The organism is Eubacterium barkeri (assembly GCF_900107125.1).
Lineage (GTDB): Bacteria > Bacillota > Clostridia > Eubacteriales > Eubacteriaceae > Eubacterium_O > Eubacterium_O barkeri.
Map to the genome: position 1 here is coordinate 23,741 of NZ_FNOU01000022.1, position 26,575 is coordinate 50,315.

Annotated in this window: 23 protein-coding genes; 2 read left to right on the plus strand and 21 right to left on the minus strand. The window is 49.7% G+C overall.

The genetic code is table 11. The annotated features are described in order from the left end of the window. Positions 1-39: 39 nt before the first annotated feature. The 5 genes from mutS to BLU30_RS11600 all read right to left on the minus strand — a co-directional run bounded on the left by mutS (position 40) and on the right by BLU30_RS11600 (position 6,844). A complete protein-coding gene (mutS, locus tag BLU30_RS11580) occupies positions 40-2,697 on the minus strand; it encodes a DNA mismatch repair protein MutS (protein WP_090246566.1) in 2,658 nt (885 codons plus the stop codon). A 114-nt stretch (positions 2,698-2,811) separates the two neighbouring features. Beyond that, positions 2,812-4,158, minus strand: coding sequence for a tRNA (N6-isopentenyl adenosine(37)-C2)-methylthiotransferase MiaB (gene miaB, locus BLU30_RS11585; RefSeq protein WP_090246567.1), 1,347 nt, complete (start codon positions 4,156-4,158; stop codon positions 2,812-2,814). A gap of 38 nt (positions 4,159-4,196) precedes the next feature. Next, on the minus strand, positions 4,197-5,690 hold the full coding sequence (locus BLU30_RS11590) for an NAD(P)H-hydrate dehydratase (protein ID WP_090246569.1): 1,494 nt from the start codon (positions 5,688-5,690) through the stop codon (positions 4,197-4,199). A gap of 151 nt (positions 5,691-5,841) precedes the next feature. Continuing rightward, complete coding sequence (locus BLU30_RS11595; protein WP_090246571.1) at positions 5,842-6,102, minus strand: hypothetical protein; 261 nt, start codon at positions 6,100-6,102, stop codon at positions 5,842-5,844. A 10-nt stretch (positions 6,103-6,112) separates the two neighbouring features. Next, positions 6,113-6,844 carry a YebC/PmpR family DNA-binding transcriptional regulator gene (locus BLU30_RS11600; protein ID WP_090246572.1) on the minus strand — a complete coding sequence of 244 codons (732 nt, stop codon included), beginning with the start codon at positions 6,842-6,844 and terminating at the stop codon, positions 6,113-6,115. A gap of 211 nt (positions 6,845-7,055) precedes the next feature. Here BLU30_RS11600 and BLU30_RS11605 point away from each other — a divergent pair, with 211 nt between their 5' ends. After that, positions 7,056-10,028 (plus strand): transglycosylase domain-containing protein, encoded by a 2,973-nt coding sequence (locus BLU30_RS11605; protein ID WP_090246574.1) that lies wholly within the window; start codon positions 7,056-7,058, stop codon positions 10,026-10,028. A gap of 56 nt (positions 10,029-10,084) precedes the next feature. Here the strand turns inward: BLU30_RS11605 and BLU30_RS11610 are convergent, their stop codons facing one another. Together BLU30_RS11610 and BLU30_RS11615 are read right to left on the minus strand one after the other, a co-directional pair. Continuing rightward, positions 10,085-10,306, minus strand: coding sequence for a YdbC family protein (locus BLU30_RS11610; RefSeq protein WP_090246576.1), 222 nt, complete (start codon positions 10,304-10,306; stop codon positions 10,085-10,087). 7 nt (positions 10,307-10,313) lie between these two features. Continuing rightward, positions 10,314-10,574 carry a glutaredoxin domain-containing protein gene (locus BLU30_RS11615; RefSeq protein WP_090246577.1) on the minus strand — a complete coding sequence of 87 codons (261 nt, stop codon included), beginning with the start codon at positions 10,572-10,574 and terminating at the stop codon, positions 10,314-10,316. Positions 10,575-10,716: 142 nt separating this feature from the next. Here BLU30_RS11615 and upp point away from each other — a divergent pair, with 142 nt between their 5' ends. After that, positions 10,717-11,346: a uracil phosphoribosyltransferase gene (gene upp, locus BLU30_RS11620; RefSeq protein WP_090246579.1), complete on the plus strand. Its 630-nt coding sequence runs from the start codon at positions 10,717-10,719 to the stop codon at positions 11,344-11,346. 73 nt (positions 11,347-11,419) lie between these two features. On the opposite strand, the gene BLU30_RS11625 is transcribed toward upp, so the two are convergent. From BLU30_RS11625 to BLU30_RS14275, 14 genes are all read right to left on the minus strand, one after another. Further along, entirely contained in the window at positions 11,420-12,064 is a 645-nt protein-coding gene (locus tag BLU30_RS11625) for a cytidylate kinase-like family protein (RefSeq protein ID WP_090246580.1), read from the minus strand. A 40-nt stretch (positions 12,065-12,104) separates the two neighbouring features. After that, positions 12,105-12,716, minus strand: coding sequence for a flavin reductase family protein (locus tag BLU30_RS11630; protein WP_090246581.1), 612 nt, complete (start codon positions 12,714-12,716; stop codon positions 12,105-12,107). 69 nt (positions 12,717-12,785) lie between these two features. Continuing rightward, a complete protein-coding gene (gene ilvB, locus BLU30_RS11635) occupies positions 12,786-14,450 on the minus strand; it encodes a biosynthetic-type acetolactate synthase large subunit (RefSeq protein ID WP_090246583.1) in 1,665 nt (554 codons plus the stop codon). Positions 14,451-14,462: 12 nt separating this feature from the next. Beyond that, positions 14,463-16,121, minus strand: coding sequence for a dihydroxy-acid dehydratase (gene ilvD, locus BLU30_RS11640; protein ID WP_090246585.1), 1,659 nt, complete (start codon positions 16,119-16,121; stop codon positions 14,463-14,465). A 27-nt stretch (positions 16,122-16,148) separates the two neighbouring features. Next, positions 16,149-17,213 carry a 3-isopropylmalate dehydrogenase gene (leuB, locus tag BLU30_RS11645; protein WP_090246587.1) on the minus strand — a complete coding sequence of 355 codons (1,065 nt, stop codon included), beginning with the start codon at positions 17,211-17,213 and terminating at the stop codon, positions 16,149-16,151. Positions 17,214-17,237: 24 nt separating this feature from the next. Beyond that, complete coding sequence (leuD, locus tag BLU30_RS11650; RefSeq protein WP_090246588.1) at positions 17,238-17,741, minus strand: 3-isopropylmalate dehydratase small subunit; 504 nt, start codon at positions 17,739-17,741, stop codon at positions 17,238-17,240. A gap of 11 nt (positions 17,742-17,752) precedes the next feature. After that, positions 17,753-19,015 carry a 3-isopropylmalate dehydratase large subunit gene (gene leuC, locus BLU30_RS11655; protein ID WP_090246590.1) on the minus strand — a complete coding sequence of 421 codons (1,263 nt, stop codon included), beginning with the start codon at positions 19,013-19,015 and terminating at the stop codon, positions 17,753-17,755. A 35-nt stretch (positions 19,016-19,050) separates the two neighbouring features. After that, positions 19,051-20,646, minus strand: a complete 1,596-nt coding sequence (gene cimA / locus BLU30_RS11660) for a citramalate synthase (protein WP_090246591.1) — start codon at positions 20,644-20,646, stop codon at positions 19,051-19,053. Positions 20,647-20,783: 137 nt separating this feature from the next. Beyond that, the gene (gene ilvC / locus BLU30_RS11665; RefSeq protein ID WP_090246593.1) at positions 20,784-21,782 is read right to left on the minus strand and encodes a ketol-acid reductoisomerase; all 999 of its coding nucleotides are present in this window, start codon (positions 21,780-21,782) and stop codon (positions 20,784-20,786) included. 398 nt (positions 21,783-22,180) lie between these two features. Beyond that, positions 22,181-22,843, minus strand: coding sequence for a 3-oxoacid CoA-transferase subunit B (locus BLU30_RS11670; protein ID WP_090246594.1), 663 nt, complete (start codon positions 22,841-22,843; stop codon positions 22,181-22,183). After that, complete coding sequence (locus BLU30_RS11675) at positions 22,840-23,589, minus strand: 3-oxoacid CoA-transferase subunit A (protein WP_090246596.1); 750 nt, start codon at positions 23,587-23,589, stop codon at positions 22,840-22,842. The genes BLU30_RS11670 and BLU30_RS11675 overlap by 4 nt, the downstream gene beginning before the upstream one ends. 9 nt (positions 23,590-23,598) lie before the next feature. Beyond that, on the minus strand, positions 23,599-24,396 hold the full coding sequence (locus BLU30_RS11680) for an enoyl-CoA hydratase/isomerase family protein (RefSeq protein ID WP_242873578.1): 798 nt from the start codon (positions 24,394-24,396) through the stop codon (positions 23,599-23,601). A 101-nt stretch (positions 24,397-24,497) separates the two neighbouring features. After that, positions 24,498-26,357, minus strand: a complete 1,860-nt coding sequence (locus BLU30_RS11685; protein ID WP_090246600.1) for an alpha-amylase family glycosyl hydrolase — start codon at positions 26,355-26,357, stop codon at positions 24,498-24,500. Positions 26,358-26,382: 25 nt separating this feature from the next. Continuing rightward, the coding region (locus BLU30_RS14275) for a hypothetical protein (protein ID WP_176770924.1) at positions 26,383-26,575 on the minus strand (193 nt) is incomplete at its 5' end.

Below are 26,575 nucleotides of genomic sequence, written 5' to 3' on the forward strand. Positions count from 1 at the left end.
CGATTAATGCGAATTTTTTTTATCATTGTCCTGACCGTGCTACAAATTTTCCTGATTCTCCTTCAACCGCTGGTTCAAGCGGTGGAGAGCCATCATCGCCTCCATGGGGGTCATTTCATTAATATCCAGCTTTCGGATATCCGACAGCACCGCCAGCTCTTCTGGAGACACTTCCGGCTCTGCGGCCACGGCCATATTAAAGATATTCACCTGGTCATCGGCAAAGGGTGGGGCCTCTGCTGCTGCCATGTCATTAATATAGGTATCTTCCCCAGCCTCCAGATGCTTAAGAATCGCCTGGGCCCGATGGATCACCTTCCGGGGGAAACCTGCCAGCTTAGCCACCTCAATCCCATAGCTTTGGTCTGCACTCCCGGGCTTAATCTTACGCAGGAAAACTACCCCCTGGGCCGTTTCCTTCACTCCAATGCTATAGTTAACAATCCCGGCCTTTAGGGATTCCAGCTCCGTCAGCTCATGGTAATGGGTGGCAAAAAGGGTTTTAGCCCCTATAGTCTCGGTATTCCAGAGATATTCTACCACCGCCCAGGCGATGGAAATCCCATCGAAGGTACTGGTTCCCCGGCCGATTTCATCCAAAATCACCAGACTTTTAGCTGTGGCATTCTTTAAAATATTAGATACCTCGGTCATTTCAACCATAAAGGTACTCTGGCCCGTTGCCAGATCATCCGAGGCCCCCACCCGGGTAAAGATACGGTCTGTGATGCCCATGGTGGCGGCATCCGCCGGGACGAAGGAACCAATCTGGGCCATGAGGGTAATGATGGCAACCTGTCGGATATAGGTGGATTTTCCAGCCATATTGGGGCCGGTAATCAGCATGATTCGAGTATCCTCCCCATCCAGAAGACAATCATTGGTGATGTAGGCATCGGAGCCGATGAGGGCTTCTACCACAGGGTGCCTTCCGGCGATAATCTCAAGGGGGCCATCTTCCATTAGCACCGGGCATACATAGTGGTTGTGGAGGGCTACCACCGCCAGAGCGTACAGGGTATCACAAAAGGCAATATCCCTGGCTCGGTCCTGGATTCTGGCAATCTGAGAAAGCAACTTGTCACGAACCTCAGTAAATACCTGATACTCTAGCTGGGCCAGCTTTTCCTCTGCCCCCAGGATTCGGGTTTCCATCTCCTTAAGCTCCGGCGTAAAATACCGTTCGGCATTGGCCAGAGTCTGCTTACGGATATAGGTTTCCGGCACCTGATCCAGATTGGTTTTGGTGACTTCAATAAAATAACCAAAAATCCGGTTGTACTTCACTTTAAGGGATTTTATCCCCGTGGTTTCCCGTTCCTTAATTTCTAAATCCCGAATCCAATCCTTTCCCTTATCTCCCGCTTCTCTATAACTATCAATTTCCGGATGATACCCCGACTTAATGACATTACCGTCCTTGATGACCAGAGGGGCATCTGGATTGATGGCCGCATCAATGAGGGTGTGGATATCGTCAAGGAGGTCTCCCTGGGTAAATAACCCCTGCCACTGGGGAGCATCCATGGTGGCAAAGCATTCCCCCAACTGCCCCAGAGCTTCGATGGATTGCCCCAGGGACAGCATATCCTTGGGACTGACACTGCCAAAGGCGATTTTTCCACAAATTCGTTCTAAATCGTAGACTTTGCTGAGAATTTTCTTGATTTCTGGCAGGGCACCGGGATTTTGGATAAACTCCGCAATGCGCTGCTGTCGGTCTTGGATGGCAGGAAGGGAAAGCAGCGGTGCTTCCACCCAACGCCTTAAAAGACGCCCTCCCATGGCGGTGACGGTTTGGTCCAATACCCAGAGCAGGCTCCCCCGCTTTTCCCCAGAACGCAGGGTTTCGGTAAGCTCTAAATTCCTCCGGGTGGCGGTATCTAACACCATAAATTCATCAGGTTTATAGCAATTGAGATGGTTAATATGCCCAAGGATCTGCTTCTGGGTTTCATCCACATAGCCCAATAATGCCCCCGTAGCCCGAAGGGCGCTGTGATGATCCTCCAGGCCAAGGGATAGTAGTGAATACACTTTAAACTGATTCAGAAGCCTCCCTGTGGCACTCTTTTCATTAAAGGCCGCTGCTGGGTATAGGCTGACCATGGCACCACTGCGGGCCTCCAGGGTTTTGACCACGCCCTCGGCCTTATACAGGGCTGGATTCATCAGAATTTCCGCCGGGCCGACCTTCGCAATTTCATCCATTCCCCGGGAGATGAGGTCCCGACCCGATAGCTCGGTGACAAAGCATTCCCCGGTGGAAATATCCAGGTAAGATAAACCCAGGCTCCCGCTGTCCAGACAAAGGGCCATGAGGAAGTTATTCTGCTTGGCCGCCAGATGGGCAGTGTCGGAGATGGTCCCCGGGGAAACCACCCGGATGATGTCACGATGGACGATGCCCTTGGCGGTGGCAGGGTCCTCCATTTGCTCGCAGATGGCGACTTTATGGCCCTTTTCCACCAATCGGGCAATGTAGTTTTCAGCGGCGTGGTAGGGCACCCCACACATGGGGGCCCGTTCTTCCAGGCCGCAGTCCCGGCCTGTCAGGGCGATTTCCAGCTCCCGGGACGCGGTGAGGGCATCGTCGAAGAACATTTCGTAGAAGTCCCCCAGACGGAACATCAAAATAGCGTCTGGCACCTTTTCATGGGTACTCAGGTATTGCTGCATCATTGGGGTCAAGCCCATGGTGGATTACTCCTTTCGTGAATTAAGAGGGGCGGTAAAAAAACACAATTACGAACCATCGGGTACCGGGAGCCATTCGCTTACGCTCATAAATCAGCCCCCTATGCCTTTGCTTCATGCTTCGCATTTTGCAAAGTCAACCGCGATGGCTCCGTCCAAACTAAAGGTCTTGGCTTTGGTAATTTTCACAGTGACAATTTTTCCGATACAATCAGCAGGGCCGTCGAAGTTAACGAGTTTGCCGCTAACCGTACGGCCGGTGAGGCGATTTACATTGTTTTTGCTGTGGCCTTCCACCAGGACCGTCACCTCAGTATCCTGAAAGCTTCGGTTTTGATCAGCGCTGATGGTATGGAGGGTATCCAACAGGCGGTTCAAGCGGTCATGCTTGATGTTCTCTGGAACCTGGTCCGCCATAGTAGCCGCAGGCGTCCCTTGGCGAATGGAGTACAAGAAGGAAAAAGCAGCGTCAAAGGCACAGGCCTTTACCACATCCAGAGTGTCTATAAAATCTTCTTCGGTTTCCCCTGGAAACCCGACGATAATATCCGTGGTGATGGCTACTCCGGGGATTCGTGTCCGGATCTTTGTCACCAGCTCAATAATGGCCTCCTTGGTATACCGACGATTCATAGCCTTTAGAATTCGGGTGCTCCCTGATTGGATGGCCAGATGGATGGCTGGACAGACGTGTGTGCAATGGGCAATGGCTTCAATGACGTCATCCCCAAGATCTTTGGGGTGACTGGTCATAAAGCGAATGCGTTCTAACCCTGGGATAGCATCCAAATCGTAGAGCAGTTCTGAAAAACAGGTGCCGTCCTTCAGGTCGTTACCGTAGGAATTGACATTCTGTCCCAGAAGGGTAATTTCCAGGCAGCCATCCGCCACTAAGCCCCGCACCTCCTCTAAAATACTGGCCTTTAGCCGACTAACCTCCCGCCCCCTTGTATAAGGTACGATACAATACGTACAAAAATTATTGCAGCCATTCATTATGGTGACGTAGCTTTTAAAGGGATACTTCCGATCCACGGGAAGCCCCTCCGCCAGGGTATTGGAATCTTCCCAGATTTCGAAGATGCGCTCACCGCCGGCAAGATGTGCCGCCAGAAGCTCCGGAAATTGATGGAGGTTATGGGTACCAAAAACAATATCCACCTGGCTATATTTTTCCTTAATCTTCCGAACGATTTCAGGCTGCTGCATCATGCAGCCGCAGACCGCCACAATCTGATCAGGGTTGACAGTTGCCTTAATATGCTTAAAAACACCCAAATTGCCAAAAACACGGACATCCGCATTTTCCCGGACGCTGCAGGTGTTCATAATCACCAGTCCAGCGGCAGCTTCATCCTGGATGGGGGTATACCCCATCCCCTTTAATAATCCAGAAAGCTTCTCTGAGTCATTTTCATTCATTTGGCAGCCATAGGTTTTAATGATATAGGTTTTATTCATAGAATTCCTTTTATACTTCTTTTCTTCATGTGGTTATATTAAGGCAGAACGATTTTAAGAAAATCGAGGAGGTCTGTGGCTAAAAGGCTGCTTTGGTTGAAGCGATCAGCATATACATCTCCGGCAGCCCCGTGGTAATAGACCCCGGTCTGGGCCGCCTCCAAAGGCGATGCACCCTGAGCCATGAAGCCAGCAATCATGCCCGCTAAGACATCTCCGCTTCCTGCTGTGGCCATCCCGGGATTTCCGGTGCTGTTAAACCAAATCGCACCTTCCGGGGAGAAAATCAAGGTGTGGTAACCCTTGAGCACTAACACCAGGTTGTGCTCGGTGGCAAAGCGGCTACCAATGGTAAGGGGGTCCTGGGTAATGGTCTGGGCATCCATCCCCGTGAGCCTGGAAAATTCCCCTAGGTGCGGGGTGAGAATGAGGGGCGCCGCATGGCCCGTCAGCACCTGCCGACATCGCTCCAAATGCCATAAGCCATCGGCATCAATAATCACCGGGGATTGTCCATCCAGGATATATTTAAGGAAGGGGCCAAAATTATGGTGCCGCCCCACCCCTGGACCAAAAAGCACAGCATTCCAGCGTCGACTTTCAAAATCAGAGGCAAAGAAGTCTGTACCATAGGCCTGGACCATAATTTCTGAAGGAAGCTTCATCCCTAAAATATCCGCTCCTTCCCTGGGGATAAAGGCGGTTACCAGCCCTGAACCGACACGCATGGCTGCCTGGGCGCACAGCACCCCGGCACCATACATTCCGGCCGATCCGGCAACACTGGCCACAGCCCCGTAGGTGTATTTATGGGTATTGTTCTTTCGGGGCTTTGGAAAATGGATATCCTCCCCCTCGAGGAGACCTTTACGGTTGCAAATCCCCCCTTTGGTGATACCAATATCCACAGGGATAATCTCCCCACAGTAGTCTGGTCCATCATTTAAGAGACAACCTGTTTTGATATATTGGATGGCAATGGTCCGATGAGCCACTACAGAAACACCCAAAGTCCGTCCAACGTCCCCCCGGAGACCCGAAGGAATATCAATGGCCGTAATGGGAGTGCCTGACGCATTCATTCCCTGGATGAGCCGCCGGTATTTTTCACTCAAGGGCCGATCTGCTAAACCATTGCCAAAAACAGCATCCACCAGGACAGCTGCACCTTTAAAAAGTGCGAAAACCTCTGCTTCGGTGAGGGTATCGAAAAACAATGGCGTAATCTCCGCTTCTAAGAGGCGGCTATAATTTGCCTGGCTGTCCGGAGTCATCGATTGTGGCTGCCCGGTACAAAGCACCTCTACCGGGCGCCCTTCTGCGGCCAGAATTCTGGCAATGGCCAAGCCGTCACCTCCATTGTTTCCGGAGCCACAGATTACCACCACTTTGTCCAAAATCGTCAGTCCAAGTGCGACGATTTCAGCACAGGCTGCCGCTGCCTTTTCCATAAGTTGAAGGCTGGGGGTGCCTGCAGCAATGGTCTCCTGATCCATCTGAGCCATTTCCCGGGGGGTTACGATTTCTTTCATGCTGATCCTCCTCAATAAGTATCCTTCTTTCCTCGGTGTCGTGCCTTTCCGCTACGCCGCCTAGAAATAGAAGAGGCTGCCGCAGGATAGCAGGCAGCCCTAGACTATAAAACAAATCATCCCTCTCAATTCAAAGGGTTATTCTGTACACCTATTTTGTCGTCGTTGTTGGTGTAGTCGTGGTGGTTTGGGTTGCTCCCCCATCCTCCTGGTTCACAAAAGGTGTCTTCCCAATGGTTGATTCATAGATTGCCTGAACACCAGTAGGATTGATGCTGAGCTTGTCTGCATTGTTATACACATCCTCAATGACGAAGGATGAGGTTAAAAAGATGAGTACAAAAGCAACAATAAAGTAGACCACATAATCCCTGGTCTTGTACTCCCGGTCTCGTTTTTCCCGCTTTGCCATGGTGAGCCTCCTATTCGTCTCCTTCGTTCCAGTTATGCCAGACTTCCTGGACGTCATCGTTATCGTCAAACATATCCAGCATTTTTTCCATTTTCTTCACATCTTCTGGACTCAAGGCTGTTTCTGTTGATGGAATCATCGCAACTTCTCCCGTAAGGACCTCAATGTTGTTTTCACCCATGGCATCCATCACCGCTGCAAAATCCTCAGGTGCCGTAATAATGGTGTACCCATCTTCCGCAACCTCCATATCCTCTGCACCAGCATCCAGTGCCAGCATCATCAGTTCATCCTCATCGATGGCATCGTTTTTTTCAACCATAATCCGGCCGGATTTCGTAAATAAAAATCCCACACAACCGTTGGTGCCCAAATTTCCGCTGTTTTTATCAAAAGCATGACGGACATCCGCTGCCGTACGGTTCTTATTATCCGTCAGAGCACTGACAATGACAGCCACACCACCGGGACCATAGCCTTCATAGGTGATTTCTTCAAAGATAGCATCGCCTAATTCTCCTGTCCCTTTCTTTACCGCCCGGTCCACATTATCGTTGGGCATATTGGCTGCCTTGGCCTTGGCAATGGCGTCCCGCAGTTTTGCATTCATTTCAGGATCGCCACCACCTTCACGGGCAGCCACGGCGATGAGCTTTGCCATCTTTGTAAAAATTTTACCTTTGACAGCGTCCTGTTTCCCTTTCCTATTTTTAATATTTGACCACTTTGAATGTCCTGACATATAATTCCTCCATTAATAGGTTTTGATTAGTTTGATTACTGAATAAATATTTTATCACAATCTTCTTTGGCCTTCAATGGATGGAAAAAGATTTCCCCTTTTTATTGATTATTTTTTTAAGACATCCCTTCTTCAGACATGAAAATTTGCCAATAAATCAAAAAAAAGGTATAATTCCCTTTGAGAATAAATAAAAATATCGGAGGATCAAATGCCCCCTCAAAAAAAAGAACCATCACATAAACCAAATAGTGAAAAAACACCCCTCAATCATCGGGACCGCAGACGCCGCATTGCTCAACGACAAAGAAGCGAACAGCTCAAGAAACAGTACGCTGGCAACAAAGCTCCGTCTAATGCAGAAAGTCCCCTTATTCCTAATCTTGACCATCTGGAAGATTTATTGGAGGACACCCCCACATCCGTGCAACCTAGAGAGGGATCAGACACCCCCTCTGTCGATGGGCCCACACCAGAGGTCCCACCGACAAAGTCAGATATCTCCTCAGAACATTCAGACCCGGATACGTTCTCTTTCCGATTAAAGAGAGCACTCTCATGGAAAAATAAAACGACAAAGGGAAAGATTTTATATGTTATTATAGCCCTTGTCGCCATACTTTTCCTGGTGGGTGGTGTGGTTTTTGCTTATGAATTCATCAATACCCCGGCACTCGACACTGACAATTTCAATTTTGTTCAAAATTCCCAGATTCTTGATAAGAATGGTGCATTTTATCAGGATTTTGAGGCCTCTGAAAACCGAGAGGTCGTTTCCATCGATCAGGTTCCGGATTATGTTCAAAACGCCTTTATCGCCATTGAAGATGAACGGTTTTACTCCCACGGTGGTGTTGATATTCAGGGCTTGACACGGGCTGTTTTCGGCGTTGTGTTTTCCGGAAGTCTGGATGGCCCTGGGGGATCCACCATTACTCAACAGCTTATCAAACTAACCCATTTGACCTCAGATAAAACCATCTCAAGAAAGCTCCAGGAGATGATTTTAGCCAGCCGATTAGAAGGAGTCTATTCTAAAAAGCAAATTTTAGAAGCCTATCTCAATAAAATTAACCTTTCCCAGGCTTGGGGGGTCCAGGCAGCCGCCAAAACTTATTTCAATACAGATGTCAGTCACCTGACTGTAGCCCAGGCCGCCATGCTGGCAGCCATGCCCAAATCTCCCTCCTATTATGATCCTTACGTTTACGTAAAAGATGAGAATGGTAATTCGATTATCTCAGTCGGTGCAGACGGTAAATATGCCTTGAATACAGAAAATCAAAAGCGGGCCATCGTTATTTTAGATAAAATGCTGGAGCTGGGTTATATCGATCAAAGTCAACACGATACAGCTAAGGCGGAGTTAGATGCCAACAATGTCGGGCTAACCTACGTTGAACGGGAAATTGAATACTCCTATTTTACGGATTCCTTATATGAAGAAATCGTATCGGATCTTATGTCCCAAAAGAATATGACTGAAGAAGAAGCCTCCCAATACCTTTTGAACGGGGGATTAACCATCAATGCCACCGTCGACCCAACGGTCCAGACCACCATGGAAGAGGCTGCCAAGGATGATTCCCTCTTTCCCTCCCAGTCTTCCGCCGCCGCCCAGGCTTCTGCTGCTAAAAGTGCGGATATCGGGGAAGAAGTCAACTATACACCTGAAGTGGGGATGACGGTTATTGATAACACCACAGGAAATGTCGCCGGGATTGTTGGTGGTCGGGAGAAGAAAACCAATCTTTCCTTAAACCGGGCGACCCAACGTTTTCAGCCGGGATCCTCCACCAAGCCACTCACCACCTATGGCCCAGGACTGGATACTGGAAAGATTACCCTTGGAACGGTTTATAATGATGTCCCTATTGCCTATCAAGGTTGGACCCCTCAAAACTCTGGTGGAGGCTTCGGAGGCCTGACCACCATTCGTCAGGGGCTTGTGAATTCTACCAATACCATTGCCGTTCAGACCTGTATTGCCACAGGGCTGGATACCTGCGCAGCCTATGCTGAAAAGGTTGGCCTTACCATCAACCGGGAGAATAACCTGGATGTCAACCCCGCATCTCTGGCTTTAGGTGGCTACTCGGTGGGACAATCTTCACTGGCTATGGCCAGTGCCTATAGCAGCTTTCCCAATAGCGGAGTCCATAAATCAGCTTCCTTTTATACCACGGTGACTGACCATACTGGAAAGGTCATCCTAGAGAAAAAAACGACAGAAACCCAGGTATACAAAGCCCAAACAGCCTATCTGATTACCGATGTCCTTAAAAGTGCCGTAAACGGCGGCACAACAACCATCAATGTTTCTGGCCAACCAGTAGCCGGTAAAACCGGTACGACAGATGAAGAGCGTCACGCCTGGATTTGTGGGTATACCCCCTACTATTCCATGGCCGTTTGGTATGGCTATGATGAAAATCATGTATCTACCAGCGCTGGAGATTTCGAATTAAATATCAATCTCTTTGGGGGGAGTAAGCCCGGACCGGCCTCTATTTTTGAAGAAGTGATGGATACCATCAACCAAAATCTGCCATCAGCCAGTTTTCCCGATAACCCCGGGGGAATCACTACCGCCAGCATCGATAATAAATCCGGTAAGTTGGCTACCAGCCTGTCCACGGCCGCAGGCAGTGCCGTGAACGAAATGTTTATCGACGGAACTGTTCCTACTGCCAGTGACGACAGCCATTACCAAGTTCAGATTTGCTCAGCCAGTGGGGCTATCCCCAATGAATATTGCCCAAAGGATCAAATCCAGACCACCACAGCCCTTAAAATTCCCACAAATCTTTATCCTGCGGGGATTACAGAAGCGCGCCCGGGCTATATCGGTGGCAACGATGCCTCTCTCCTCGGTCCTTCCAGTAGCGATATTTGCACGGTACATAATGCCACGACAGCTGCAGCAGGTAATGAAATTACCATTAATTTAAACGGAACTGCCCTCGGATCTGGTAGCATTCGGATGTCCGTTGGCAGTAGCCAGGGCTTAAGCATTAACGGGCCCAATAATGGCACGACCTCTGTATCCTCCTCCAATGGCGGTGTGGTTTCAGTTTCCGGGACAACACTCACAGCGGTGGCTGCAGGGTCCAGTACCATCACCGTTAGCCAGACGGTGGGTAATCGAACCTTCTCTAAAAGCTTCAGCGTTACCGTACAATAATTGAATAAAGCCCCAGATTTCCTCAATTGGAAATTTGGGGCTTTATGTTTTTATTCTTAATCTAACGTCAAATCATTTAAGATGGCTTTTAACTCAGCCAGCTCATCGACGCTCAGGGTAACACCCTTGCGCATTTTTTCATGGTTCGCATCCCACTCCCGGATATCATACTTCGGATCCCGTTCATTCCAGCTTACCAAATTGAGTTCCTTCTGCCACCCACCAGGGCCTTCTGAAAGCACACCGATCTCTTCTACCACTTCGAATTTAAATGCCATTGATTTCTCACTTTCCAAATATTTCTGCAAGTTTCCCGCTGTCATCCAAAGCTGCTAATTCTGAATAGCCACCAATGAGTTCATCGTCGAAAAAAATGTACGGAACCGTTGTTTGTCCAGTTTTAGCAATCAGGTCCTCCTTTTCGGCGGATTTTCCCAATATGTTATGATCTTCATATTGAAGTCCTCTTGCCTTAAGGAGACGCTTTGCACTGATGCAGAACGGGCAATGGGGCCATGTGTATAATGTAATTTTTTTATTTTGCATTTCCTAACACCTTGCCTTTACTTTTTCACTATTCTACTCAGAAATACTTACTTTGTCAATAAAAAAAGATTAGGGGTTTCGATTTTCTATACTTTCATGTTATGATAGTTTCAATAAAAAGAGAAAGGATATCCGATCCGACATGGAAAATGTCATAGAGAAAAAACACCCATTAATGACGCATAAGCTCACCTTAATGCGTATGAAAGAAACCTCTGCCTTTGAATTCCGCCAGCTTGTTGATGAACTGGCCACACTACTTGCCTACGAGGTAACGGAGTCCTTTGCTACAAAGCCCATCGAAATTGAGACACCCATTGGTGCCACCACCCAGGCTGTTCTGGCCCAGAAAAATGTGGTCATCATGCCCATTCTCCGGGCAGGTCTTGGGATGGTCAACGGAATGCTCCATGTCATCCCCAATGCCACCATCGCCCATGTAGGGCTGGAGCGGGATGATGAAACTCTAAAAATCCGGGAATATTACCGTAAATTCCCTAAGGATATCGCAGAAGCCACCCTTATCATCACTGATCCCATGCTGGCGACTGGGGCCTCTGCTGCCCACGCCATCGCCCTGGCCAAGGAGGCCGGTTGCCGGGATATTAAGCTGGTGAACATCCTGGCGGCACCAGAGGGCATTACGGCTATCCATAGCGTCCACCCGGAGGTCCCCATTTACTGTGCGGCCATTGATGAGGGGCTAAACGAAAAGGGCTATATCGTTCCAGGCCTTGGCGATGCGGGCGACCGGCTCTTTGGGACACTGTAAGGCTTAAAGCACTAAAGCAGAAAAAGAAAAAACCACCATTCCATTTTCAGGGTGGTGGTTTTGATTTAATGCATTAACCCCGAGCTTTTTTTCGAAGGGCCATTCGATTTAAGAAGGTAATGATCACTTCAATACAGCCATCCTCTCCAAGGAGGCCGCTATTGAGAGCCAAATCGTAATTATCCGCCTGACCCCAGTTTCGGTCGGAGTAATAATTGGCGTAGCCAGACCGTTGTTTATCCACTTTTTTAACGGATTCAGCAGCTTTTTTCTGGGTCAGGTCATATAACTTAGCCACTTGGTTAATCCGCTCCTCTAAGTCCCTATGGATGAAAACGTCCACGGCATCGGGGTCATCCCGAAGCACGAAATTCCCGCATCGGCCAACGATGACACAGGAGCCTGCCTCGGCATACTGACGAATAACCTCAGATTGGGCCAGAAAGACTTTATCCGTCATGGGTAGATCTATGACCGGTGAAAAGGAACCACCGCCAAAGATAGCACTACTGGACAAGGAGTAGAGCAGAGAATTCGTCGGTGTCTCTTCCAGTGCCTTGACCATTTCAGGATCGATACCACTTTCCTTCGCCGCTTCAACAATGATCTCCTCGTCGTAAAAAGGAATATCCAACTGTTTGGCCAGCCGTTTTGCAATATTGTGTCCACCGCTTCCAAATTGTCTTGAAATCGTGATGATTTGACGCTTTGTACTCATTTTTCCGCCTCCTTTTCCTTCCCGGGTAAAAACGACTCCCCTACCGGGTTTTCCGGTAATAAGCGTAGGTCATTGGTTCCCCCTTGTGGAAGTCCTTCCCCCCGACCAACCGTCCGATGAATAAATTATGCGTGCCGACATCCACAACCTGTTCAACTTCAAGCTCCATAAAACACAGGGTTGACGTCACGCCAGGACAGCCTGTTACATCACCCTTTATAATGTCAATCCCGGCGAATTTATCCACGCCGCTGTGGGCGCTTTGATAACCGAAGCGTGGGACCAGGTCATGATTATCCTGGCCCAGGACTGACACCCCAAAGACTCCGGATTTCTGGACCAGCTCCCCAGTGTAAGTTCCTTTGTTCAGGCACACACTTGCCTTGAGAGGATCACTACTTAGTTGAAGGAAGCTATTGGACAGCATTCCATTTTGACGGTCCCCATCCACAGATGTCACTACGTACAGGCCATAGCTGGCATTAAAGAGCAGCTGCTCCAATTGTTTATATTTTTCAGGGGGCATGCTGCCCGGTGCTGCCTCGGGAACTGGCACAAATTTTTCCGGACCCACCCCACAAATCGGACATTTTTGGGGCGGCATCGACCCTTCATAGATATAGCCACACACTGTGCATTTCCACTTCATCATATTCACCACTTTCTTTAAGATAATTCTAGTATAGAGGGTAAATCTTAAGGACTTCTTTAAGGTCTTCCCTTATTCGTAGTAAATCTCATCAATGGGCTTGCCTGCCGGGACCATGGGATAAACCCCTTCATCCCTGGGAATGGTACAATGAACTAAAACCGGCTCCAGTAATCCCTTCATATCCCTAAGGGCGGCATCTAAATCTTCCAGGGAAGTGACATCGTAGCTCTTCATACCAAAGGCATCTGCCAACTTGATATAGTCCACGGCTCCTTCGTTTAAGTCTGTTTGGGCATAACGCCGATCATTGAAAAGCTTCTGCCACTGACGGACCATCCCCAGGGCTTCATTGTCAAACAGGAAGATTCGCAGGGGCAGGTTGTACCGCTTGACGGTGGTGAGTTCCTGAAAATTCATCCGGAAGCTGCCATCCCCAGCCACAAGGAGGACATCCTTATCGGGTTTTGCCATCTGGACACCTACGGCAGCGCCAAGGCCAAAGCCCATGGTGCCCAAGCCCCCGGAGGTCACGTACTGGCCCGGAAATGTGAATTTCCAATACTGGCCCACCCACATCTGATGCTGACCGACCTCGGTCACCACATAGGCATCCGTGTAGACTGCATTGATACGCTCCAGAATGTTTTTAGGAATATACTCCTCTGCATCCCGCTCGGGCAGTGGCCACTTTGCAATTTGCTCAATCCACTGGGGATGGGTTTTAGGAGTGATGAGACGGCTAAGCATGGGTAGGACATCGCAGATATCCGCACAAATATGGACGTTCGCCTCAATATTCTTTTCAAATTCCGTGGGGTCTACATCGATATGGATGATTTTTTTATCCCGCATGAAGGAATTAATATTCCCGGTGACCCGATCCGAGAACCGGGCACCAATGGCGATGAGGGTATCGCAATTGATAACCGCCAGGTTACACTCCTGGGAACCATGCATCCCCACAAAGCCCAGTGATAAGGGATTTTCCCGGGGGATAGACCCCAGGCCCATTAAAGAGTTAGCCACAGGAATCCCTGCCTTTTCTGCAAACTCGACTAGCATCTGGCTGGCCCCGGATTTAATAACCCCTCCCCCGGCGTAGATAACCGGGCGCTGCGCTGCATTGATATATTCCGCAGCACGGACGACGGCATCCCGTTGGGGCCTGGGAGTGTTGTTGTCCAGATCGTAGGGCTTTTCCACCTGGTATTCGGTTTTCGCCATAAAGATATCCTTTGGAATATCCACCACCACCGGACCAGGACGGCCAGAAGCCGCGATGCGGAAGGCTTCCCGGATGGTGGGGGCCAGCATGGTAACGTCCTTAATCATAAAATTATGCTTGGTGATGGGCATGGTAATGCTGGTGATATCCACCTCCTGAAAAGAGTCCTTCCCAAGAAGCCCTTGGGTAACCTGACCAGTGATGACCACCAAGGGGGTTGAATCCAAATGGGCATTGGCAATGCCAGTCACCGCATTGGTTGCTCCGGGCCCGGAGGTGGTAATGGCCACCCCCACCTTACCACTGGCTCGGGCGTAACCTTCGGCAGCGTGAACACCATTTTGTTCATGACAGGGTTCCACCTGGACGATGTTGTGCTCCAGGCGATAAAAAGCATCGAATAAAGGAATGACGCTACCTCCAGGATAGGAGAAAACATAGTCGCATCCCTGTTCTTCCAGGCATCGGACGACGATTTCCGAGCCCAGTAATAATTGTTTATTTTCCATAGTTTCTCCCGATTACTCCAAAATTGCGCCCTTATTGGCAGAGGACACCGCCTTGGCGTAGCGGGCCAGGTAGCCCTTGGTCACATTGGGAGCCTTAGGTGTCCAGTTTTCCCGGCGACGGGCCATTTCCTCATCACAAACCTTTAAATCAAGCTTTCGGGCCGGAATGTCAATGGCAATCATATCACCATCCTGGACAAAGGCAATGGGTCCACCGGAAGCAGCTTCCGGGGAGACATGGCCGATGCAGGCCCCCCGGGTGGCACCGCTAAAACGACCATCGGTAATTAAGGCAACGCTATTGCCCAGGCCCATTCCCATAATAGCTGCCGTGGGAGCCAGCATTTCCCGCATCCCCGGACCGCCCTTGGGGCCTTCGTAGCGGATGACGATGACATCTCCTGAGGTGATTTTTCCAGCATTGATGGCTGCCTGGGCTTCTTCTTCGCTTTCAAAAACCCGTGCCGGACCTTCGTGAACCAACATCTCGGGTAAAACCGCAGATTGCTTGACCACAGCAGTATCCGGGGCAAGGCTTCCCTTTAACATGGCTAAGCCTCCGGTGGGAGTGAAGGGATGATCGACAGGACGGATAACCTCAGGGTTGCGATTAAGGACCCCTGCAATATTTTCGCCAACGGTTTTCCCCGTAACGGTGAGGCAATCCGTATGGAGGAGGCCCAGCTTATTGATCTCAGCCATGACCGCATAAATCCCCCCGGCTTCGTTGAGGTCTTCCATGTAGGTGGGACCCGCCGGTGCCAGGTGGCATAAGTTCGGGGTTTTCGCCGAGATGGCGTTGACCATATCTGCGTTGATTTCAACCTCACACTCGTGGGCAATGGCGGGTAAATGGAGCATAGAGTTGGTGGAACAGCCCAGGGCCATATCCATGGTGAGGGCATTTTCAAAGGCATCCTCGGTCATGATATCCAAGGGGCGAATATCCCTCTCCAGCATTTCCATAACCTGCATCCCGGCTTTTTTAGCCAAGCGGATCCGTTCGGAGTACACCGCCGGGATGGTACCATTGCCCCGAAGCCCCATGCCCAGAACCTCAGTAAGGCAGTTCATGCTGTTAGCCGTGTACATCCCGGAGCAGGAGCCACAGGTGGGACAGACATCGCAGGCAAATTCCTCCAGCTTTTCATCGTCAATCTTGCCGGCATTGTATTCCCCCACCGCTTCGAACATACTGGATAAGCTGCGCTTTTGACCATCCACATGCCCGGCGAGCATTGGCCCACCGGAAACAAAGGTGGTGGGTATGTTCAGACGTGCCGCAGCCATAAGAAGACCCGGGACGTTTTTATCGCAATTGGGAATCATCACCAGGGCGTCAAAGGCGTGGGCCATGGCCATGGCTTCCGTAGAATCCGCAATGAGCTGGCGGGTCACCAGGGAGTATTTCATCCCAATATGGCCCATGGCGATGCCGTCACACACAGCAATGGCGGGAAACTCAATGGGGGTTCCCCCCGCTGCCCGGACGCCGGCCTTCACCGCGTCACAAATCTTATCCAGGTTCATATGCCCCGGTACGATTTCGTTATAGGAATTCACCACCCCCACCAGGGGACGACTTAGCTCTTCTTCAGTATATCCTAAAGCGCGAAAGAGTGACCGGGCCGGTGCACATTTGGCACCTTGGGTAACAGCATCACTTCTCATATTAATTCTCTCCTTTTATTGTTTACATTAGGCCAGATTTTCGATAACCTTATTCCCCATTTCGATACAGCCGATGACGGTTTCGCCAGGTACAGCGATATCTCCAGTGCGCCATCCCTGGGCCAGGGTCTTCTTAACCGCCCCTTCGATGGCTGCGGCTTCAGCCTCTAAGTTCAGGGAATACCGCAGCAGCATGGCTACAGACAGTATGGTGGCAATGGGGTTCGCCTTATCCTCTCCGGCAATATCCGGAGCAGATCCGTGGATGGGCTCATACATTCCAAAGGTTCCCTCACCCAGACTGGCAGAAGGCAGCATCCCAATGGACCCCGTGAGCATACTGGATTCATCGGAAAGGATATCCCCGAAAAGATTCCCCGTCAAAATCACATCAAATTGTTTGGGATTGATGACCAGCTGCATCGCCGCATTATCCACATACAGGTATTCCACTGCAACCTCCGGATAATCTGCGGCGACCTCCGTAACGATTTTACGCCACAGTCTTGAGGTTTCCAGCACATTGGCCTTGTCCACACAGTGGAGCTTTTTTCCCCGCTTCATGGCACTTTCAAAGCCCACCTGGGCAATCCGTTCAATTTCCTTCCGGGAGTAATTCATGAGATCCGAGGCATAGTCGTCCCCATCTCGCTTTTTTTCTCCAAAATATACATCTCCGGTGAGCTCCCGTACCGTCAGGATGTCCATCCCGTCCCCAATGATTTCAGGCTTTAAAGGCGAGGCATCCCGCAGCTCTTCAAAAAGAATGGCAGGACGCAGATTGGCAAAAAGGCCCAAGGCCTTCCGAATCCCCAGAAGTCCAGCCTCAGGACGTTTGTCTCCAGCCAGATGGTCCCACTTAGGGCCGCCCATGGCGCCTAAAAGCACCGCATCGCTGGCTTTACAAATATCCACGGTTTCCTGGGGCAGGGGCGTCCCACAGGCATCGATGGCCGCACCACCAGCTAAAACATTGGTGAGATCAAACTGATGACCGTATTTTTCCCCAATAACACCAAGGACCTTGGTGCTGGCATCTACAATTTCAGGACCGATCCCATCGCCCTTAATGACTGCTATTTTATATTGCATTAAAATTTCTCCTTATTCTATCCCTTATGCCATAAACCCATTGGCCGGATCGTTGATATAGTTCACTAAGCCACCAGCAGCAATGAGCTTCTGCATAAATTCCGGAAAGGCCTGTCCTTGGAAGGACTGACCCTTGGTGACATCGGTAATGATGCCAGAATCGAAATCCACCTCAACAGTATCTCCAGCTTCAATAACCGCTACTGCTTCCGGACATTCCAGAATGGGTAGCCCAATATTGATGGAATTGCGGTAAAAAATCCGGGCAAAGCTGTTGGCAATAACGCAGGATACTCCAGAAGCCTTAATGGAAATGGGCGCGTGTTCCCGGGAGGAGCCACAGCCGAAATTATCGTCTGCCACAATAATGTCCCCCTGGTGAACATTGCTTACAAACCCAGTATCGATATCCTCCATACAATGCTTAGCCAACTCCAGTGGATCACTGGTATTTAAATAGCGGGCAGGGATGATAACATCCGTATCTACGTTGTCGCCATAGCGAAAAACTTGACCTTTTGCGTTCATTGATGACCTCCTTATACTTCGTCAGGACCGGCGATACGGCCTAAAATTGCAGATGCTGCTGCCACTTCCGGGCTGGCCAGGTACACTTCAGAGTCCACGTGGCCCATACGGCCCACAAAGTTCCGATTGGTGGTGGACACACAGCGTTCCCCTGCAGCCAGGATACCCATATGTCCCCCCAAACAAGGACCACAGGTTGGCGTGGATACCGTGGCACCGCACTCAATGAAATCCTTCAAATAGCCGGCTTCCATGAGTTCCAGATAGATCTTCTGGGTGGCTGGGATAATGAGGACCCGAACGCCCTTCTTAACCGTCTTGCCCTTCATCAGCAAAGCCGCCTTCTCAAAGTCAGAGAAACGTCCGTTGGTGCAGGAACCGATGACCACCTGGTCGATGATAACCGGTTCTGTTATTTCATCAATGGTTTTTGTATTTTCCGGAAGATGTGGGAAGGCAATGGTAGGACGTAACGTCCCCAGATCAATATCTAAAACCTGAACATACTGAGCATCCTCATCGGCTTCGTAAACAGTGTATGGCTTTTCGCCGTGGGCTTTCATATACGCCACTGTCTGGTCGTCCACAGGGAAGATCCCGTTTTTCCCACCCGCTTCAATGGCCATATTGGCCACAGTAAAGCGATCATCCATGGTCAGGGCAGCCACACCAGGTCCCGTGAATTCCATGGACTCGTACAGGGCACCATCCACGCCAATTTTTCCAATGATATGGAGGATGAGATCCTTCCCAGATACCCCATGGGCAAATGCCCCGGTAAGGTTGATTTTAATGGCAGCCGGCACCTTGAACCATGCCTTACCCGTAGCCATCCCCACAGCCATATCGGTGGAACCAACGCCAGTGGAGAAGGCTCCTAAAGCCCCGTAGGTACAAGTATGGGAATCGGCCCCAATGACCACATCCCCAGCAACTACCAGACCCTTTTCAGGCAGAAGGGCATGCTCCACTCCCATCTCTCCAATTTCAAAATAGTTGGTAATGGCCTGGTCACAGGCAAAGCAACGGACCTGCTTACATTGTTCCGCAGCCTTAATATCCTTATTCGGTGCAAAATGGTCCGGTACCAGGGCAATTTTTTCTTTATCAAAAACAACCTCTGTGTCAATGTTCTGAAACACGTTAATGGCCACAGGGCCGGTAATATCGTTGGCCAGCACCAGGTCCAAATTTGCCATGATGAGATCTCCGGCTTTCACGGATTCAACCCCAGCATGGGCTGCCAGAATCTTCTGCGTCATTGTCATTCCCATAAATTTATTTTCTCCTTCAAAAGAATTTAGTTTCGCTATATTAAATTATATGCCTTTAGCTGGCGCTCCATATCTGAGAGCAGCTTGTATTCAATGGAATCCACCAAAGCGATAAGGCTTGCCTCGATGACATCGGTAGAGACACCCACATTCGTCCAGATATCCTGACCATCCGTGCTCTCAATGAGCACCCGGACCTTAGACGCCGTAGCGCCCTTATCGATGACCCGGACCTTAAAGTCCGTCAGTCGCAGCTCCTTGATCTTCGGGAAAAAATCCTCAAGGGCGGTGCGCAAAGCCTTATCCAAGGCATTCACCGGACCATCTCCCTCGGCGGCATTAACCGCTTCCTTTCCCTCCACATTCACCTTAACGATGGCAGAGGCGCTCAGGGCCCGGCCAGCTACTGGCTTTTCACCAATGGTCTTAAAGTCCTCAATGGTGAAAAAGGGCTTAAATTTTCCCAGCTCCTTCCGAATCAGGAGGCGAACACTGCTTTCGGCACCCTCAAATTGATATCCCTGGTACTCCAATTCCTTAATCCGGTTCATAACCCGGGTCGTCTCTTCGGATTTTTTGGTAATCGAAGGATCGATATCGTTAATAATCTTAATAATGGTGCTCCGTCCGGAAACTTCGGACATCAGGATGCGCCGTTCATTGCCTACAGCCTCCGGCTCGATGTGTTCAAAGGACCGGGGTGCTTTAAGGACCGCATCAATGTGCATCCCGCCCTTATGGGCGAAGGCACTCTTCCCAACAAAGGGCTCTCTTCCAGAAAGGGTAAAGTTGGAGATTTCTGCAATACGGATGGCTGCACTGGTCATACGCTCCAGGGATCCTTCGGGCAAGCAGGTGTAGCCCATTTTGAGCTGGAGGTTGGGGATGATGCCAGATAAATTGGCATTTCCGCAGCGCTCCCCATAGCCCAGGAATGTCCCCTGGACCTGTCTGGCTCCGGCCCTCACCGCAGACAGGCTGCAGGCCACCCCGAGACCGCTGTCATTGTGACAGTGGATACCAATTTCGGCCCTCACCGCTCCCTTAACCGCGGTCAGAATTTCGGAAATTTCCTCGGGAAGGGTTCCTCCGTTGGTGTCGCACAGCGCCAGGGTCGTCGCACCTCCCCGCTCGGCAGCCTGAAGCACCGCCAGGGCATAGTCTGGATCCAGCTTGTAGCCATCAAAAAAGTGCTCGGCATCAAAGATGACTTCCTTTCCCTGGGATACCAAATAGGCCATGGTTTCCTCAATCATTACCAGGTTTTCTTCCAGGGTGGTCTTGATAATTTCGGTGATGTGAAAGGTTGAGGATTTACCAAAGACTGCCACCACTGGAGTCCCAGCGTCTACCAGGGCCTTTAAATTGGTATCTTCATCCACTGGAATGCCACTGCGCCTGGTACTTCCAAAGGCACACACTCTGGCATGCTCAAGGGTAAGATTCGAAAGAGCTTCAAAGAAGGCGATATCTTTGGGGTTAGACCCGGGATTCCCCGCTTCAATGATATCCACCCCCAGCTTATCCAGGGTGAGGACGATCCGTAGCTTATCCTCCACTGAAAAGGAAATGCCCTCGGCCTGGGCCCCATCCCGGAGAGTGGAGTCAAAAATTGTGATTTTATCTGCCATATAGTCACCTCGTTTCTCCCAGGGCAGCTGGGGGTATGTTTAAAAGAAGGGGCTGTCACACGGTTGTGTGGCAGCCCTCGGGGTGTCAAAGAGTGGGCGTTCATTTGTGGGGTTGTTGGGGAAGAACCCCCTTTCCCCTACTTGTTTTCGCTGGCCCAGCTCATCATGTGACGGAGTTCGGCGCCAACTTTTTCCAGCTGCTGATCGGCTTCAATGCGGCGTTTGGCGTTGAAGTATGGGCGGTTAGCACGGTTTTCGAGGATCCACTTGTTGGCGAAGGTCCCTTCCTGGATTTCCTTTAAGACCTGTTTCATGGCCCGCTTGGATTCATCGTTGATGATGCGATCCCCGGTGACATAATCACCATATTCAGCAGTGTCAGAGATGGAGTAGCGCATATATTTGAAGCCGCCCTGGAAGATCAGGTCAACGATAAGCTTCATTTCGTGGATACATTCGAAGTATGCAGATTCTGGTTCGTATCCGGCTTCTACTAAGGTTTCAAATCCAGCCTTCATAAGTGCAGTCACTCCGCCACAGAGCACAGCCTGTTCGCCAAAGAGATCCGTTTCAGTTTCTTCACGGAAGGTGGTTTCCAGGATACCTCCACGGGATCCACCGATACCAGCAGCATAGGCTAAACCAATATCATGGGTATTACCGGCATAATCTTTTTCCACAGCAATCAAGCAAGGAACCCCTTTACCTTCCACATACTGGCTACGGACGGTATGGCCTGGTCCCTTGGGAGCGATCATGAAAATATTAACGCCTTCGGGAGGGACAATCTGCTTAAAGTGAACATTGAAACCATGGGCAAAGGCCAGGTAGGCTCCTTCTTTTAAGAAGGGAGCAATGCTCTTTTTGTAAACAGCCGCCTGAACTTCGTCGGGTAACAAGATCATGACCACATCCGCATCCTTAACAGCATCTTCAGTATTCATCACCGTAAGGCCTGCTGCTTCTGCCTTGGCTTTTGACTTGCTGCCTTCATACAGCCCCACGACCACATCAACGCCAGAATCCTTGAGATTCAAAGCGTGGGCATGGCCCTGGCTGCCGTAGCCGATGATGGCCACACGTTTTCCGTCTAATAAGCTTAAGTTACAATCCTTGTCATAAAATAATGTTGCCATTTTATTCCTCCTAAAATGTTTGAATTCAATTTATATAAAAAAACCGTCCCTCGTATAGTTCGTATACAAGAGACGGACATTATATACCCGTGGTACCACTCTTCTTCAGCAAGACCTTTCGGTTCTGCCCTCTTCAGGTCGGAAAATTCTCAACCCTAGCCCCGTTAACGTGGAGCGCATCCATAGATGCAACGGCCCTTCCTACCACCCCTACGGGTTTCGGATTGGCAGCTCCAGGGTGATTATTCCATGCTGCTTCTGTGCCGATATTCCACCATTCACCGGCTCTCTGTAAAGAAGCTTCCAGCATCTTTCTCCCTGTCATCGCTGTTCATTATTTGACTATACTAAGATTATAACACTCCTCTAAAGAATGTCAAGAAGATTGTATACAATTTTTATGCTTCCATAATTCCAATGACATCTGGAACAACAAACGCAGCATCAGTACAGGCTTTGATATCTTCTACAGTATAGTTCGGAGCCAATTCCCGAAGGGTAAGGCCCTGAGAGTCAACAGAAAAATAACAGCGTTCTGTCACAATATCCGTCACACAATGGGCTCCAGTGAGAGGTAATGTACATTTCTTTAAAATTTTAGAAGCGCCGCTCTTTTCACAATGATCCGTCGCCACCACAATTTTCTTGACGCCAGCGCACAAATCCATGGCACCTCCCATCCCTGGAGCCAGCTTACCCGGGATCGTCCAATTGGCGATATTCCCCTCCTGGTCTACCTGGAGCGTCCCCAGAATAGTGGCATCCACATGGCCACCGCGGATATAAGCAAAGGACTGGGCATGGTCACACACACTCCCACCAGGAATGATCGAAGCAGGCTGCCCACCAGCATCTATGAGATCTGGGTCAGCATCTGCCCAGCGTGGAGACGCCCCACACCCCACAATACCAATTTCTGCTTCTAGCCATAGGTCAACACCTTCAGGCAGGTAATTAACACAAAGCATTGGAAGACCGATACCCAAATTGACAAAATCCCCATCTTTAAAAAATTTTGCACAGCGGGCTGCAATGAGCGCGCGTCCAGTGAGTGCTGTCATGCCTTCGTCCCTCCTTTAGCTTCTTCTTTCGCTGCCGCCTTGGCTTCCGCTTTGGCACGATTACGCTGCCACATGGGACAGAAAGTACGTTCACTTTGTCGGAGGTAAATCATATCGATAACTGGAGCCGGCACATCAATGTCCTCAGGCCCCAACTCTCCGACATCTACCACTTCTTCCACTTCAACAATGACCCAATCTGCAGCCAACGCCATATAACTATTGGTGGCCCGGCCCACATAACGGAATTGGATATTGCCAGCAGTATCAGCCCTCCAGGCCTTTATAAGGGCGATATCTCCATGAAGTGGCAGTTCTAAAAGATAAGGCTTGCCGTCGATGACCAAACGTGTTTTTCCCTCTTCAACATCGGTCCCTACACCTGTTGGGGTCAGTACCCCACCCAGACCAGCACCGCCACACCGAATGCGTTCTGCAAAGGTTCCTTGGGGAATAAATTCCACATCTAATTCCCCGGCGAACATCTGTTGCCCTGCTTCGGGATTAAGGCCAATATGGGTTGTCTTTAAGCTACGGACCTGATGGTTATGAATCAGTTTCCCCAAGCCCTGGTCTTGCATTCCGCCACTTACAGCAATGGCATCAATATCAGTAATTCCCTTTTCTAAAAGGCCATCGATGAGCTCATCTGCAGCTAATTCACCATGCCAGTCCCCAAATAAGATCGTTTGTCCATCTTTAAAAGGGGTAAGAGCTTCTTCAAACGTAACAACTTTGTTTTTCATACACTCCTCCTACGCACCCGTAAAGGCAGCCTTACGTTTTTCCATAAAGGCAGAAACGCCCTCCTGGAAATCCCTGGAAGCGGCACATTCACGCTGGGTCGGAATTTCGCATTCATCTAAATAGTGCTTGTAATCCAAGAACGCCGCTTCGTAAATCTGCTTTTTGATATTTTTGTAAGAAAGGGATGGTCCTGCAGCAAATTTAGCAGCCAACTTCATAACAGCCCCATCGAGCTCTTCCCCTGGTACTACCTGGTACACAATACCGGCATCCTGAGCTTCCAGAGCACTTAAGGGGCGTCCGGTTGCGCACAAAGCCATCGCTCGCTTTTCTCCCAATTCTTTGACCAACAGGTAACTTCCCCCTGTATCGGGAACCAATCCCAAATTTACAAAAGCCATAATAAATTTAGCGTTTTCTGAACAGACAATAAAATCAGCAGACAGGGCAAGGCTCACGCCGGCACCGGCAGCAGAGCCACTGACTTGGGCAATGACGAGCTTACTCATACGCTTGAGGCCATCGGTAACAATGCCCACCTTGGCAATGAGACCATCCATATTAACGTCCCCACCACCTTGAATGAGATCGTAGAAGTACCCAATATCCCCCCCGGCAGAGAATGCCTTTTCACCGCCCTTTAGGACCAGCACCTTTACATCAGAATCCTTTTCTGCAGCCTCTACCACTGCCATGAGCTCATCCGCCATTACCTCGTCAATGGCGTTTAAGTTCTTTTTAAAATCCATTTGGGCGACGGCAATACCAGCATCCACCGAATACTTGATCTTTGTCAGTTCCATCATCCTACTCCTTTGTATGATTGTTCTTTATGGTAAGCATACCATCTTTTTCCTGTATTGTCAACCTTTTCAACAAAGGGTAATTCTTGGAAATATCCCAATATCTACCGCCTTTTTCCAAAAAACTCCTGGAGCAATGACTGACATTCTATCTCTCCAATTCCCTGTATAATTGTCATATCCTTGGGAAGCATGGGATGGGTACCCAACTGAGCCGTGGTTTCTACACTGCCGTATCGCTCTTCCCAAGTCCCATAAACCAAGGTGGAAATGCGAGCCTGGATAACCGCACCCATACACATTGGACAAGGCTCCGCAGTGACATAAAGTGTACAATCCTTCAAACGCCAGCTGCCCAAGGTTTCCGCCGCCTGACGGATTGCTAGGATCTCAGCATGGGCAGTAGGATCCTTTGTAACTTCCTTACGATTGTGTCCTCGACCAATAACCCTACCATCCAAAACCACAACGGCTCCAACGGGGACCTCACCCTCATCGGCTGCAAGGCGAGCTTCTGTCAGGGCCATTTCTATATAATCCCGATGCGTGCGTCTTGTTTCTACCTCCTCATTGTAAATATAGAGAGGTTCCTCAATCTCTTCCTCCTCTTTGTAAAGCTCTGCCGGAACATCTTCCCTGGAGAGAAGGATCATCCCCCCACAGGCGGGAATGGTAATAGCACCATCCAGATCATACTCCCGGAGCTCGGAATTCAAAAGATCAACAACGATTCCATGTAAATTCTCGTTATGAATGAGCACTGGTGTTTTCTCAATATTGAAGAGCACCAGCACAGACTGGTCACCCCTGTGACGTTTAAATCCGAATTGACCATTGGTCACAAATAATTGGGCGTAATCTCCTTGGGTTATGGCTGGTAAGGCTCCTCGAATATATCCTAAACGGGCAATATATTGATACAACCCGGACTGGGGATCAAAATGCATACTTTCGGCACAGGGTCGCAGTGGAGCATCCGTTCCTTGCCCTTTACGGGCCTTGGCCCCTTGTTCACTGCCGTAATACACATTGGGGATACCAGGGATTGTGTAGAGCATGAGATACAGCAGGGGCAGGAGCCGCTCATCATCTAAAGTACTGGCCACCCGGTCCACATCGTGATTGTCCACAAAATTTGCCGTAGTCACTCCTTCTAACAATCCCCCCCTGGCAAAAAGGCGGTTCAGGGAATAGGCAATTTCAAAGTAATTGTGATCCTTTAAACTGGAATACATCCCTTTGTAGTCCTCATAATTCGTGACGGCATCCATACCCCCATCCCCGATAAGACGGCTGTAATAGTCGGCATGGACACATTCCCCCAGAAAAAAGAAATGGGCATCCCTTCCCCGGATAAAATCAGAGAGCTCCCGGAGAAAGCCCAGATCCATTACATTAGCGGCGTCCATCCGCAGGCCATCAATCCCGAAGGTCTCCATCCAAAAGGCAGCCGTTTCCTTTAAATAGCCCCGGACTTCGGGATTATGGAGGTTTAATTTCACCAGGTTATCACACCCCGCCCAGTCATCATAGCGAAAACCATCACCATAACGATTATCCTCCCAGAAATTAACTCCGGAGAACCAGTCAACATACCGGGAGGCTTCCCGGTTTTCCTTCAAATCCCCAAAGGCAAAAAATTCCCGCCCCACATGATTAAAGACACAGTCGAGAATAACAGCGATCCCTGCTGCGTGGAGGGTATTCACCAAATTTTTCAAATCATCATTGGTTCCCAGGCGCGAATCAACAGTGCGATAATCGATGGTGTCATAGCCATGGGAAACCGCGGAGAACAGCGGCCCCAAAAGCAGGGCATTGATCCCCATTCCCTTTAGGTAAGGGATAAGCTCAGTAATTTTAGAAAGTCGATGGCGTAAGCCGTCACACTGATCCTGCAATTCTTCTGCACCGCAAAAGCCGAGGGTGAAGATGTGGTATATTTGATAATTACGATAGTCCATGGGAGCCTCCTTAGATTTTGTTTGTTTATTTTACCATAACCATAATCAGGTCGCCTATCTCAATCTCAGAAAATGGTAGGCTCTTCCCAGAGTAAAGGCCATTATTTAGTCCACGTAAAAAAGGTTCTATGTCAAATGTTGGGGTAAAGCCAAAAGAAAAAGAAATACCAGGGACAGCAAAAAAAATCAGCTGTCCTTTTTCTATGCCTTCATCATAT

Excerpts from the sequence above, each read along its gene's own strand:
- BLU30_RS11685 (WP_090246600.1), bottom strand. The coding sequence starts at position 26,357 with ATGGACTATCGTAATTATCAAATATACCACATCTTCACCCTCGGCTTT.
- BLU30_RS11605 (WP_090246574.1), top strand. The coding sequence starts at position 7,056 with ATGCCCCCTCAAAAAAAAGAACCATCACATAAACCAAATAGTGAAAAA.
- leuC (WP_090246590.1), bottom strand. The coding sequence starts at position 19,015 with ATGGGAATGACAATGACGCAGAAGATTCTGGCAGCCCATGCTGGGGTT.
- BLU30_RS11595 (WP_090246571.1), bottom strand. The coding sequence starts at position 6,102 with ATGGCAAAGCGGGAAAAACGAGACCGGGAGTACAAGACCAGGGATTAT.
- BLU30_RS11625 (WP_090246580.1), bottom strand. The coding sequence starts at position 12,064 with ATGAGTACAAAGCGTCAAATCATCACGATTTCAAGACAATTTGGAAGC.
- BLU30_RS11590 (WP_090246569.1), bottom strand. The coding sequence starts at position 5,690 with ATGAAAGAAATCGTAACCCCCCGGGAAATGGCTCAGATGGATCAGGAG.
- BLU30_RS11670 (WP_090246594.1), bottom strand. The coding sequence starts at position 22,843 with ATGACAGCACTCACTGGACGCGCGCTCATTGCAGCCCGCTGTGCAAAA.
- miaB (WP_090246567.1), bottom strand. The coding sequence starts at position 4,158 with ATGAATAAAACCTATATCATTAAAACCTATGGCTGCCAAATGAATGAA.
- BLU30_RS11630 (WP_090246581.1), bottom strand. The coding sequence starts at position 12,716 with ATGATGAAGTGGAAATGCACAGTGTGTGGCTATATCTATGAAGGGTCG.
- ilvB (WP_090246583.1), bottom strand. The coding sequence starts at position 14,450 with ATGGAAAATAAACAATTATTACTGGGCTCGGAAATCGTCGTCCGATGC.
- leuB (WP_090246587.1), bottom strand. The coding sequence starts at position 17,213 with ATGCAATATAAAATAGCAGTCATTAAGGGCGATGGGATCGGTCCTGAA.
- cimA (WP_090246591.1), bottom strand. The coding sequence starts at position 20,646 with ATGGCAGATAAAATCACAATTTTTGACTCCACTCTCCGGGATGGGGCC.
- leuD (WP_090246588.1), bottom strand. The coding sequence starts at position 17,741 with ATGAACGCAAAAGGTCAAGTTTTTCGCTATGGCGACAACGTAGATACG.
- BLU30_RS11600 (WP_090246572.1), bottom strand. The coding sequence starts at position 6,844 with ATGTCAGGACATTCAAAGTGGTCAAATATTAAAAATAGGAAAGGGAAA.
- BLU30_RS11615 (WP_090246577.1), bottom strand. The coding sequence starts at position 10,574 with ATGCAAAATAAAAAAATTACATTATACACATGGCCCCATTGCCCGTTC.
- ilvC (WP_090246593.1), bottom strand. The coding sequence starts at position 21,782 with ATGGCAACATTATTTTATGACAAGGATTGTAACTTAAGCTTATTAGAC.
- mutS (WP_090246566.1), bottom strand. The coding sequence starts at position 2,697 with ATGGGCTTGACCCCAATGATGCAGCAATACCTGAGTACCCATGAAAAG.
- BLU30_RS11680 (WP_242873578.1), bottom strand. The coding sequence starts at position 24,396 with ATGATGGAACTGACAAAGATCAAGTATTCGGTGGATGCTGGTATTGCC.
- ilvD (WP_090246585.1), bottom strand. The coding sequence starts at position 16,121 with ATGAGAAGTGATGCTGTTACCCAAGGTGCCAAATGTGCACCGGCCCGG.
- BLU30_RS11610 (WP_090246576.1), bottom strand. The coding sequence starts at position 10,306 with ATGGCATTTAAATTCGAAGTGGTAGAAGAGATCGGTGTGCTTTCAGAA.
- upp (WP_090246579.1), top strand. The coding sequence starts at position 10,717 with ATGGAAAATGTCATAGAGAAAAAACACCCATTAATGACGCATAAGCTC.
- BLU30_RS11675 (WP_090246596.1), bottom strand. The coding sequence starts at position 23,589 with ATGAAAAACAAAGTTGTTACGTTTGAAGAAGCTCTTACCCCTTTTAAA.